The organism is Proteiniclasticum aestuarii (genome assembly GCF_017368455.1).
Lineage (GTDB): Bacteria > Bacillota > Clostridia > Clostridiales > Clostridiaceae > Proteiniclasticum > Proteiniclasticum aestuarii.
The window spans coordinates 15,618-28,118 of record NZ_JAFNJU010000009.1; the positions used below are offsets into that span (position 1 = coordinate 15,618).

General features: G+C 45.1%; 12 protein-coding genes. All 12 read left to right on the plus strand.

Features of this window, described 5'->3' with window-relative positions; translation table 11 throughout:
• Positions 1 to 18 precede the first annotated feature (18 nt).
• The 12 genes from J3A84_RS11575 (at position 19) to J3A84_RS11630 (ending at position 12,463) form a co-directional block, all read left to right on the plus strand.
• Complete coding sequence (locus J3A84_RS11575) at positions 19 to 2,046, plus strand: penicillin-binding transpeptidase domain-containing protein (RefSeq protein ID WP_207600195.1); 2,028 nt, start codon at positions 19 to 21, stop codon at positions 2,044 to 2,046.
• A 962-nt stretch (positions 2,047 to 3,008) separates the two neighbouring features.
• Positions 3,009 to 3,713: an MgtC/SapB family protein gene (locus tag J3A84_RS11580; RefSeq protein ID WP_207600196.1), complete on the plus strand. Its 705-nt coding sequence runs from the start codon at positions 3,009 to 3,011 to the stop codon at positions 3,711 to 3,713.
• A 99-nt stretch (positions 3,714 to 3,812) separates the two neighbouring features.
• Complete coding sequence (locus J3A84_RS11585; protein ID WP_207600197.1) at positions 3,813 to 4,151, plus strand: PadR family transcriptional regulator; 339 nt, start codon at positions 3,813 to 3,815, stop codon at positions 4,149 to 4,151.
• Positions 4,152 to 4,156: 5 nt separating this feature from the next.
• Positions 4,157 to 5,155: a DUF1700 domain-containing protein gene (locus J3A84_RS11590; protein WP_207600198.1), complete on the plus strand. Its 999-nt coding sequence runs from the start codon at positions 4,157 to 4,159 to the stop codon at positions 5,153 to 5,155.
• Between the two features lie 148 nt (positions 5,156 to 5,303).
• Entirely contained in the window at positions 5,304 to 6,119 is an 816-nt protein-coding gene (locus J3A84_RS11595) for a CAP domain-containing protein (RefSeq protein ID WP_207600199.1), read from the plus strand.
• 21 nt (positions 6,120 to 6,140) lie between these two features.
• Entirely contained in the window at positions 6,141 to 7,001 is an 861-nt protein-coding gene (locus J3A84_RS11600; RefSeq protein ID WP_207600200.1) for a metallophosphoesterase, read from the plus strand.
• A gap of 248 nt (positions 7,002 to 7,249) precedes the next feature.
• Positions 7,250 to 7,951 (plus strand): hypothetical protein, encoded by a 702-nt coding sequence (locus J3A84_RS11605; protein WP_207600201.1) that lies wholly within the window; start codon positions 7,250 to 7,252, stop codon positions 7,949 to 7,951.
• A gap of 88 nt (positions 7,952 to 8,039) precedes the next feature.
• Positions 8,040 to 8,795, plus strand: coding sequence for a MerR family transcriptional regulator (locus J3A84_RS11610; protein WP_207600202.1), 756 nt, complete (start codon positions 8,040 to 8,042; stop codon positions 8,793 to 8,795).
• A gap of 132 nt (positions 8,796 to 8,927) precedes the next feature.
• The gene (locus tag J3A84_RS11615) at positions 8,928 to 9,224 is read left to right on the plus strand and encodes a hypothetical protein (RefSeq protein ID WP_207600203.1); all 297 of its coding nucleotides are present in this window, start codon (positions 8,928 to 8,930) and stop codon (positions 9,222 to 9,224) included.
• A 144-nt stretch (positions 9,225 to 9,368) separates the two neighbouring features.
• Positions 9,369 to 9,743 (plus strand): YbaN family protein, encoded by a 375-nt coding sequence (locus J3A84_RS11620; RefSeq protein WP_242694189.1) that lies wholly within the window; start codon positions 9,369 to 9,371, stop codon positions 9,741 to 9,743.
• A gap of 142 nt (positions 9,744 to 9,885) precedes the next feature.
• Positions 9,886 to 11,208 (plus strand): O-antigen ligase family protein, encoded by a 1,323-nt coding sequence (locus J3A84_RS11625; protein ID WP_207600205.1) that lies wholly within the window; start codon positions 9,886 to 9,888, stop codon positions 11,206 to 11,208.
• 289 nt (positions 11,209 to 11,497) lie between these two features.
• The gene (locus J3A84_RS11630) at positions 11,498 to 12,463 is read left to right on the plus strand and encodes a beta-ketoacyl-ACP synthase III (protein WP_342590965.1); all 966 of its coding nucleotides are present in this window, start codon (positions 11,498 to 11,500) and stop codon (positions 12,461 to 12,463) included.
• The last annotated feature ends 38 nt before the right edge of the window (positions 12,464 to 12,501 follow it).

Below are 12,501 nucleotides of genomic sequence, written 5' to 3' on the forward strand. Positions count from 1 at the left end.
TGGGAGGAGGAATAACGAATGAAGAAATTATTATTGCTTATCGTAATGATACCACTGGTGCTCATGATGAGCGCCTGTGACGAAGAAGAGCCCCATGATCCGCTGGAGACCTTCTACGGATACATGGATGCATTTGAAGAGATGGATTTTGAAAGGATGTATGCTCTGCTGGACTCAAAAAGCAGAGCAGCCATCACGGAAGAAGAATATATTGCCACCTATAAGAACATCTACGAGTCCATACCCGTCACCGATGCGACAATGTCAAGCAGGATGGAGACCTTCGATATGGAAAGAAAAATCCTGGCGGAAGACTCCACGAGGATCCCCATGGATGTCACCCTGACCCGTGGGGAAGAGGATCTGAAGTACAGCCTGGATGTGTTGGTGGTGAAAGAGACCGATGAAAACGAAAATGACAACTACAGAATCTCTTTCGACAGAAAGCTCATCTATCCCAATTACGGAGCAGGTGATGTCATCGAGACAACGGAAGTGCCACCCCTGAGAGGTGAAATATTCGACCGCAGCGGAAAACCTCTGGCGCAGAACGGGGAAGTGTACTGGGTGGGTATGGTGCCTGGCAGACTTGGTGCACAGAAGGAGGAAGCCATTGAAGCTTTGGTGGAGAGTTTTGGCCTCACAGAGGAATATATCCGAAAGAGACTGGGTCTCAGCTGGGTGAAAGAGGACACCTTCGTGGACATGGTGAAGGTCTCCATGGAGGATAAGTCGGTGGTGGACCAGCTCACCAGCCGATTTGCAGGCATCATCTACCGGGTGATCAAAGACCGTGTCTACCCCTACAAGGATGCCGCCGCCCATCTTACAGGCTATTTAGGCCTTGTGAATGCGGAAGAATATGAAGAGCTTGAACCCTTAGGTTTTCCCATTGATACCAGGGTAGGTCGCTCGGGCCTGGAGCTTCTCTATGAGGAAGAGCTGAGAGGTCAGATGGGTACAGAGGTCAGGCTGCTGGATCGAGATGGAAACGTCAAGGAAGTCCTATCCTTCTTCCAGAACAACAAAGGAAGGGATCTCTATCTTACCATCGACATCGAAAAGCAGATGGCTCTCTTTGATGAGATGAAGACGGAGATGGGCACCGCCAGTGTGGTCAACTACAAGACAGGAGAGGTGGAAGCTCTGGTGAGTGCACCTTCCTATGACCCCAATGCCTTCATCCTCGGCCAGACCCAGGAAGATTACAACCGTCTTCTGAATGACCCGAAGAAACCGCTCCTCAATCGATTCACGAAGCTCTATGTGCCAGGGTCCACCATCAAACCGCTGACAGCAGCCATCGCCATGGAAAACGGAAAGCTTGATATGGAAAAGGAGATCAGCATCAACGGCACAAAGTGGCAGGCCGATGAAAGCTGGGGGAACTACTATGTGACTAGGGTGACAGATCCAGGCATGCCTGTGGACATCGAAAAAGCCTTCATCTACTCCGACAATATCTTCTTTGCACAGATGGCAATGGAGACGGGAGAGGAGATTTTCCTCGAAGGCATGAGAAAATTCGGTGTGGGGGAAGACACCCAGTTAGGTTTCGGGTTTGAAACGTCTCAGATCTCAAATGACGGAGCGCTCAGCTCTGAAGTGCTTCTGGCGGATTCCGGCTACGGTCAGGGTCAGGTCCTGTTTCATGCGCTGACGCTGCCAAAAGCCTATACAGCCATTTCGGATGACGGTGCCATGAAACAGCTGAAGCTCTTCATGGATGAAGCGTTACCGGTTCAGGAAGCGGTCATCGGAGAAGAAGTGGCTGACCAGGTACTGGACTTCATGAAAATGTCCATAGAATCCCCCCAGGGGACCGGCCATGAAGCGTATCTATCAGGAAGATCTCTGGCCGGAAAGACCGGGACATCAGAAATCGGACCAACTGCTGATAAGTCTGAAATCGGATGGTTTTCCGTCATCGATCTGGACGACATGAATCCTTACATCACCACCATGATGATTGAGGATGTGAAAGGAAGAGGCGGAAGCGCAGTAGCTGTGAACAAGGTGAGAGAGTTCATAGAAGACTACGAATAAATGGTAGGAGACGGAAAAGAAATCTCTCTATGACAAAGTGAAAGGATGCAGGAGCCGGTTACATCCGGCTTGCCTGCATCCTTTCCTTTACTATCGAAAATGAGACAGAAGAAAACGTCTCGAAAACTATGTCATAACAGCGCTAGGATGGCATTCTCTTAACCAATTTACAGAATAAAACATAAAGTAATTGATTATTTGAATATCCATCCTAGCTGAGTCTGGTTTGTTGGTGTACTTATGATGGTACACTCCTTTCTTTTTTGGTATAACTTAACTGTTTCTTGTCTAACCACGATACGTTTCAAGTATCAACCTATAGACTCGAGACTCTGCAATTAAGTTACCCAGCGAATCCGTCCAATCGAGTCTTGAAACCATTAAGATAGTGATTCGTATGAACTGTATAAAAATGGAATCGGAACTGTTTTGGAGAATTCTCGAAGCTGCATGTTCTTCATCGATTATCACTTGATTCTCTGATAAAGTGTATACCTCTTCGTATTTATATTGTAGAGAAAATCCGCTGATTTTTCAAGAAATCCGGGACCTGAAAACGGCTCTTTCAGACCATTAAAAAAGGTTACATGATAAAAGATGGAAAATTCTAACTATTACGAGTCCAGGCTCGCTCTTACGGATTTTCGCATGAAAGATTCATCATGTTTCAACAAAGATGGTAGTGCGCATGTAAAGCCGATTCTAATGAGGGGTGTCAGTGCAGGCTTCTCCGAAGACTCCTCAGATAGAGAGAAGTGAACCTGCACATTATGGGGAGAAATATCCTGATCTTCTGTCTGGTGACACAGCTGTTGGATCAGAAAGGAGACCGTTTATTAAACAGAATACTATTTTTAATACTGATTTTACGTATATATTTAGTAATGTTTACAGAGTAAATGTTTACATTACCGGATGGATGGGATATAATAAGGATTAGTTTATAAAAAGAGGTGAGCAAAATGGCCTATGAAGAAATCTTACTAAGGCTCGCCATTGCTGTCTTTACTGGAGGAGCCATCGGCTACGAAAGAGAGTACAAGAACAGACCGGCCGGATTCAGGACACATATCCTTGTCTGTATCGGTGCGGCTGTGATTTCTCTGATCCAGGTGAACATGAATGAGGAAATCATTCGCAGAGTACTGATCAATCCCAATCTGAAAGATATCCTGAGAGCGGACTACGGCAGACTCAGCGCGCAGGTCATCAGCGGAATCGGTTTTCTCGGTGCAGGTACCATCATTCATAACAAAGGATCCATCAAAGGATTGACGACAGCGGCAACACTCTGGCTTGTGGCGACACTGGGTCTTGCCATAGGGTATGGTTATTATGTGATCAGCCTGGCAGCACTGGTCATCTGTGTCATTGTACTAATTTCATTAAAGAGAATCCAGAACAAACTATTCCATGGGGACTCCAATATGAAGATTGATGTGGACTTTGCCAAAAGGTCCAAAGCAGTGGATTACATCAATGAGTATTTTGAAAAGCAGAACATTCATGTGGTGGACATTCATTTCATGACCAATGCCGTAGATGGAGTGAAAAGCTGTATCTATACAATCAATCTGCCAAGATCCCTCAATATTCTCCAGGTCATCAGAGATCTGGCGCATAATGACAATATCCTGGAAATCAGAGAACATGTGGATGAGCAGTAAGAAAATCTAGACGAAGGTCTAGATTTTTTTCTTGCCAATTTCATAGTATGATATTGACTATATTGTGCGACATACAGTATAATGAAACTGGTGATGAATATGGATAAAAAACAGGATCTGATCAACTCCTTTCTGGTGGAGCTGAAGCGCGGAACCATTACACTGGCGGTGCTGAGTCAGCTCAAGAACCCTCAGTACGGATACTCGCTGCTTGAAAAACTGGTAAGCAGGGAGGTGCCCATCGAATCCAATACGCTGTATCCGCTTCTGAGGAGACTGGAGAAACAGGGCATCCTTCTCAGTGAGTGGAGCACCCAGGAAGCGAGACCCCGTAAATACTACAAATTAAGCGCCTTTGGAGAAGACGTCTATGAACTTCTCGTGAAGGAATGGGAAAACTCTGTGGATGTCATGCAGAATATTCTGAGGGAGGATTGAGAAAAATGAATCATATCGACCGGTACATCTATGCTGTTGTGAAGTATCTGCCAGAGAAAGACCGGGCAGAAATTGCAGAAGAACTGAGAGCGAACATTTATGACATGCTTGGTGGAGACCGCAGTGAGGAAAACATCGTCAGGACCCTTGAGGATATGGGCAGTCCTTTCAGGCTGGCGCTTTCCTATATGGGCACAGAACAGTATCTCATCGGTCCTAAGGTCTACCACTTGTATCTGGAAGTGCTTAAGATCGTAGCGCTGGCTGCAGTGATCATAGGGGTGCTTACCTTCACCCTTGAACTCATCACGGAAGTGGGCAGTATACGAACCATCGCAGACGTCGTAGCGCTGATCATAGGAGGATTTGCCACCGTATTCAACGTTCTGGTGGGATTTCTCTTCTGGGTGACAGTGGTATTCGTGATTATTGAAAAAACCGATTCTGCTGATGAGATGATCCATTCCATGGATAAGCCCTTCAGGGTATCCAGTCTTAAGGATGTTCCGAATCTGGAGCGGAAGAAGATCTCCAAGGTGGAAATGGTCGTGTCGCTGATCTTCACCATCGTATTTCTTTATCTTTTCGTATACAGAAATGAACTGATTGCCGTCTATACCCAGAGTGAAACCATCAGGATCTTCAATGCGGACATCATTGCAAGATACAGGTTCCTTCTTCTGTTCTCAGGCGCATTCAGTATTATGGTCTCTATCCTGAAACTGATTTATGGACGATGGAATGAACTTCTCGGGGTGATTTCCTCCGTGGATGCACTGGTGAATCTTGGTGTCACCATCCTTGTTCTCACCAATGAGCGGCTTTTTACTGCTGGATTTCTGGAGTTTATGGAAGGCCTATGGGACAAGATCGGAATCAACCTGGATATGAACATCCAGTGGGCTGTGAGGGGGTTCCTGGCGCTGGTTCTGATTGCCACCTTGGTGGAGATCGGGACTTCTCTCTACTACGGATTTAGAAAGGTGAACACCAAATCGAAATAAAATGAGTATAGGAAGCATGAAAGTCTCTTTCGAGAGGCTTTCTTTCATATATAGGCAATTGTTCAGAGGCCTTTCATGTTTTCTTAATATAATTGGATTAAAATGGAATCACAAAGATTGCGGAGCAATCGGACTGGAGGATGAGAACATGAGGAAGAAAAAGAATAAATATCCTCTCTTGCTGATCCTGCTCCTTTCAGGAGTCCTTCTCACAGGATGCGCAGAAGACCTGGAAGAACAGATGAATGTAGTGGAGGAATCCATCAATAGATTTGAAGAGAAAGCCAATGAGTTCTTCGACAGCCTGGGAGACTCTCTGGATGAGGTCATGGAGAATGTCACGGAGTACATCGAAGATCTTCTGGATCAGCGGCCGGATGATGAACTGCAGGAGGTCGAAGAGTCAGATGAGCAGGACGATACCCAGTCCGAAGGGCTGGCCCATGAGGACCTTGACATCAGCTTCGTCAGCCGAAGCATGGAAGAAGCCTTCTTGGAAATACCGTACCGCTACGACTATGCATTTGATGAGGATTCGGAAAACTATATACTGGAAAGGCTCAACGCCTACAGAGCGGAAAATGATCTTCATCCACTGGAAAGAAGGGAAGATCTGTCCCAGTCCGCCCGATACAAATCTCTGGCCATGCTGCAGTATGATTACTTCAGTCATGACAATCCCAATCTCGGAAACCGCCCCTTTGACTATCTCTTATGGAGAAAACTGGATCTGAAATACAATGGCATCGGAGAAAACCTGGCCTTTGTATCCAATTCCGCTTTTTCAGACAGCATTCATGCGGAAGAACTCTTTACAGGGTGGCAGAATTCAGATGGGCACAACAAGCAGATGCTCAGTCCCGTGCATAAGTACATCGGCGTAGGCGTTGTGCGATCCACGGAATCGGGATCCTACTTTAAAGGATACAAGGTGCTCCTCGGCACCCAGCATTTCGGAAATTAGCAGAAGGAAACAGGAACAGTTATGGAAATATTCATCGTCATCCTCCTCGCGGCAGCGCTGCGCTATTATTTTGACAACTACACCTTCGCCGTCAGAAACATCGAGGTCTCCTCAAAAGATTTACCCAAGGGATTTCACGGCTACAGGATTCTCCATATTTCCGATCTCCATAACAGCAGATACGGAAAAGGAAACAGCAGCCTGGTCAGGGAAGTCCTGAAGCAAGGCCCCGATGTGATTTTCTACACCGGAGATATGATCAGCAGGCAAAGCCTTGCGGAAGGGAACTTCAGAAAGCTCATAGAAGGTCTGGCCCATAAGGCACCATCCTATTATGTGGATGGGAATCATGAAGATGAACTTCAGGGCAGAGACAAGGAAGCGTTCCTTACACTGCTTGCACGCAATGGAATCCGGCACATTGAAAACGAGAAGATGCAGCTGGAGAGAAAAGGGGATCAGATCACCCTCTATGGACTTCGACTTCCCCGAAGATACCTCAGAAACACCTATGATAGAGAGGGGAAGGAAATGCTTCGCAAAGAGTATCTGGACCAATGTCTGGGGTCTTCCGAGAAAGGGTTTTCCATCCTGCTGGTCCACAACCCGCTGTACTTCCCAGTCTATGCAGACTATGGCGCAGATCTCACTTTTTCCGGCCATGTTCATGGAGGCCTTGTGCGACTACCTTTTCTGGGAGGCGTCCTTTCACCAGACCGGACCTTGTTCCCTCGATATACCAGAGGCGTATATGAGAAAGAGAAGAGCAGGATCGTCGTCAGCCCGGGCATTGGAGGAATCCGTCTGAGAGTCTTCAATCAGCCGACCCTCTATGTGGTCACTCTGGTGCGTAAAGACCCTGAAGACGCTGAGCGCCTATAAAACCCGTCCAATTTTAAGAACAGTTGGCATGATGAAGATGTCGACTGTTTTTTCATTCTGAAGAATATCCTGAATGAATGGAATTTCAGCAAAAATTAAGGGGCGTCTTCTATGATGAAGCATGAAATTCATCATGATATCATTTCGCTATCATGATGCTGAACAAAAAGATTTAACAAAGTGTAAACTTGTGCTATAATTATAAAGTTGCTACTAAGAGAATGAAGGATAATTAGATGGAAAACAGATTGAAAATAAATTTAAAAAACAGAAAACTGCTGATTGTCCCAGTAGCTATTGCAGCGGTGATTCTGCTGTATTTTTACCTGGGAAACTTCTTTCAGACAGGTGTGGATTATTATGGATCCTTTCTCAGAGAAGACCGTAAAGCCTCATCAACTCTTTCCTCCGTTTATGTAGGAAAAAGCGGTGCTGGAAAGACGACGCTCAAAGTCACCAGGATGAGCCAGGCGGACAAGTTTGTGGAAGTGAATCTGGACGGAAAAGAAAAAGAATATGTTCTGGAGGCAAGTGATGATGGAGAAGCCATACGGATCTTTGATGCAGAGAACGCACTGATCTACAGCGGGAATCTATCTGTGGAAAGCGGAACCCTGACCAATCAGGAAGGGGAGGCTGTCTCCTATTACACCTACAGGCCACTGGATAACGAGACCTATAATGAAACCAATCCGGATCCCATGCTTCTGGTGCTCATGGCCAATCGATTGAATGAGAGATATCGAGGAAATCTAACCATGCTCCTGTTTGCAGGACTGATTGCACTATCCATGATTACAGACATGATCTTCCCGAATTTTTTCTTCCGACTCAAAAATCTGAAGTACAAGGGGGACATCGAAATTCCAGCCATGTACCGGAAGATGCAGAAGTATTCATGGGTTTTCACCCCTGTTGCGGTGATTATTCTTATGATAATGGCTCTTTAAGACCTCCCTGGAGGTCTTTCTTTTTATACAAGAAAACCCTTGACCTTAACGTTACGTTAAGGTATATGCTTAGGATGGAGGTGAGATGTTGGAGTACACAATCAAAGATGTCAGTCAAATGGCAGGGGTAAGCACCCGAACACTTCGATATTATGACGAGATCGGACTGCTTACACCCTCAAGAGTCAGCTCCAGCGGGTATCGGATCTATGGGAAAGAAGAGATCAACAAGCTGCAGCAGATTCTCTTCTACAGAGAATTCGATCTACCGCTGGAACAGATCACAGCGCTTCTCCATGAACGAGACTACGACCGTGAAAAAACGCTGAATGAGCACAGACAGAAGCTCCTTGCAAAAAGGGATCGGATAGACCAGATGCTGGAAACCATCGAGAAGAGCATTGCAGAGACGAAAGGAATGATGAGAATGAAAGATACGGAAAAATTCAAGGGGCTGAAAGAGAAAAGCCTCAAAGCCAACGAAGAAAAGTACGGCAAGGAACTCAGAGAAAAATACGGTGAAGAAGTTGTTGAAGAATCCAACAGAAAATACAGGGGACAGTCTCAGGAGAACTATGAGAAAGCGGAAAGACTGGCTCAGGAGATTCTGGAGAAGCTCTATGCTGTCATGGAAGAAAAGGACCCAGGCTCCAGGGAAGCGCAGGAAGTGGCGGCGCTTCATAAAGAGTGGATATCCCTCTACTGGTCGACCTATACAAAGGAAGCTCATAGAGGACTGGCACAGATGTATGTGGAGGATGAAAGGTTCAAGGCTTACTATGACAAGGAGAAGGAAGGCGCTTCTGAATTTCTTCGGGACATCATCGACATTTTCACAAAATAGCTCCAGGTTAAAAAAGAATTCATAGAATGTTCCTATGCATTTTATGCTCCTGATGTATACTGTTTCTAACATCAAGTACAACTGCTTCAACGATACGAGGAGGTGAGTGGACACCACAAACGTGTCCCGCATATGAATAAAGAGAAAGATACCATCAGAGTACAGGAGAACGTAGGAGAAAAGGAAGCATTGGGGGAAAAATGGGAAGATCTCAAAAACAGAGACCCCAAAAATACCAGTAAAGAGATCAAGCTTCTCAAGAAGAAGATCCGTTACCTCACGGAAAGAGTGAAGATGTATGAAGACGAGCTTGCTCAGCTGGAAGGAATCTATGATGTGAAGAGAAAGAAGGACTTCAGAGAAGAAGGACTGGATCAGCTGGCGGAACTTCAGAGAACTGTCGGAGATGATCATACAAGAAGAATCTGAAGAAGAAAATAGTAATAAGAGGAATCGGGTCTGCATAGTAAGCTCTGCAGGCCTGATTTGTTTCTAATTGACAATGTTTATCAGTTGTGGCATACTGAAAAATGAATTTTACTGATACACAGGATATGTGAGGAGGCTGTGCCTTTGAAAGTGATATATATAACTCTGGGCTTTATTTTTTTCGGACTGGGCGCCATTGGAGCATTCCTGCCCGTTTTACCAACCACTCCGTTTCTGCTCCTTTCTTCTGCCTGTTTCGCCAGAGGATCTGATCGGTTCAACGACTGGTTCACCTCAACGAAGCTCTACAAGAAGCATCTGGAAACCTATTATGAAAGCAGAGCCATGACGGTGAAGACGAAAGCTTCTCTTCTGACCCTTGCCACATCCATGATGGTCTTATCCTTTCTGGCCATGCCAAACAAGTATGGAAAGATCTTCATGGCAGGCATGATCGTATTTCTCTACTATTATTTCTTCTTTCAGATCAAGACAATTAAAGAGCCTGTTAAAGAGTGAATACTACGGGGACATATCAGTTAAGGTATGTCTCTTTAATTTTGTCTGAAATTATCAGAATTATTGCAGATTATGCATAAAATCACGCCGAAGTTTAGTATAATACTAGTATGATTGTATTTCGTAAAATAGTGGAGGAACTATGAAGAGAGACATTGAAGTAACAAAGGTGAATAATTTTCTGCTGTATCTGCTCATTGGGGTGGTGCCCCTAATCGTCATACCAGTAGACGGAAAACTTGAAACTGCCTGGACCAAACTTCTGTTTATGCTCGGAATTTCCCTGTTTTTTCTGTACCTGTCCATACGAAGACGAGATCAGATCATTTTCATGGAAAATACCCTGGAGAATCGATTTCTGGCAGGTTATTTCATTCTGGTTCTCATTTCCCTGTTCTTCTCCTTGGATCCACTCATATCGTTCTATGGTTCCGGATATCGCCATGACGGTTTTCTTGCGCTCATAGCATACTGTTTTGCCTACCTCATCGCAAGAAATGCGAAGGATGTTGAAAAACACTTTTTCCCGATCATCACCATCACGTCTCTTCTTGTGGCTGTTTATGCCATCCTGCAGTTCTACAAGATGGATCCGGTTCCGATAGAATTATACAAGCTGGAATGGATTGGTGTAGCTTTTGCAACCATGGGAAACCCCAATTTCCTGGGGTCTTATCTCGTGCTGTCCATTCCCATGCCCATCTATCTTTATTTTTACAAAGGAAAGAAGTTAGGCCTTCTGGCATATGCTGTTCTGTTCTTTGCGCTTCTGACCACGCGAACCAGAGGAACCTGGATCGGCGTTTTCATTGCGCTCATTGCATTTCTTGTTCTTCATCATATACGAAGCGGGTTCACGAAGAAGCAGAAAAAGAAAGCGGTAACGGTATTTCTTACAAGCATGGGGATGATCCTGCTTTTCATGATCACCTCTGGAAATGTTTTTTTGACAAGGTTTCTCTCCATTTTCAGTGATTTTTTCAGCATCATCAAAGAGGAAGAGACTGCATATTTGGGAGGCTCTTCTAGAGTGTATATATGGGGTAAAGTCATTGAGCTCATTAAAATGCGTCCGTTTTTCGGATTTGGTCTAGATACCATGTATATTGCCATGGAAATGTATTTCAGAGGACAGATCACATATGATTTTGGCGTATACAGAAATTTTGATAAAGCACACAATGAATACCTGAATATTGCTGTTTCATCTGGACTATTTTCCTTATTTGCCTATCTTGGATTTCTGTTTTTCACTATTAGGAAGGGAATGAGGAAGCTTAAAAATCATGAAGCCTATGTTCCGATTCTAGCAGCCATCATCGGATATCTGACCCAGGCGTTCTTCAATATTCAGGTGGTCATGGTCTACTACATCTTCTTTGTCTATCTTGGCATCGCATCCTCTGAGCAGGCCATCAGGGTGGAGAAAACTGAAGCTACAGCAGCTGAAAATTATATCCAGTAAAGCTTAATAGTCATGACATCAGACACTTTTCGAAGTGTCTTTTTTATTGCTCTAAAATGCGAAATTGCCTGAAAATGAGTGAAACAGACACTTTGAGAAGGTTTTCTCAAATCTTATAATATCTTTAAAATCCGAAAAACAGGATAAGGTTGAAAGAGAGAGTATATAGAAGGAAGTTAGAGCATAGTGAATATAAATGCTGAATATCGAAGATTGAGTCTGTTGCAATCCGGCTGTATAGTTTGAGAGTCAAATATTTTTAGAATCAAATCAAATGGGAGGTTCACTTGTGGCTAGAATCATCGGAACAGGCAGTTATCTGCCGAAACGTATCATGACAAACAAAGAAATGGAAGCATATGTGGATACCACAGATGAGTGGATCGTGACAAGGACTGGAATCAGGCAGAGGCATCTCTCCGATGAGACGGAGAATACCGGTGATCTGGGATATGTGGCTGCAGAGGCTGCCCTTCATAATGCTGGAATCAGTGCAGTAGAAATAGACTACATTCTTGTGGCCACCACAACCCCTCATTCACTGGTGCCCAACACCAGCTGCTACATTCAGGATAAGCTGGGTGCTGTAAATGCGGCCTGTCTCGATCTTAATGCGGCGTGCAGCGGGTTCATTTATGGACTGGAAGTGGCGGATGCCCTGCTGAAGAGCGATCATATTCACCATATTCTAGTCATAGGAAGTGAAGTGCTTTCCAAAATAACGGATTTCACGGACAGAGCCACCTGTGTGCTATTTGGAGATGGAGCGGGTGCCGCAGTTCTTGCAAAAGGTGACGGAATCAGGGGCATCGTATCTGGGGCCGATGGCGCCAAAGGCGCCTGTCTCAACACGAGAGATTTTCCAGTGAATAACATTGTTGCAGAAGGGTCCAAAGAACCACAGCTCATCAGAATGGATGGGAAAGAGGTCTATAAGTTTGCGGTGAACATCCTTCCGGAAGCCCTGAAGGCCGCCGTATCAAGAGGAAACGGAAACCTCGCGCAGCTGGACCATATCGTGCCTCATCAGGCGAACATCCGGATTATTGAAGCGGCTTCCAAAAGACTGGATATCTCCATGGACAAATTCCATGTGAACATCCAGAATACCGGAAACACGTCTTCCGCATCCATCGCCATCGCACTGGATGAACTGAGCCGTTCCGGAAAACTTGTAAATGGCCAGAAACTGGCGCTGGTTGGATTCGGCGGCGGACTCACCTATGGTGCGGTCTATCTTGAATGGAACATGTAAAAAGCCTGATCACAAAGCTATCCTTATTCATCAACATA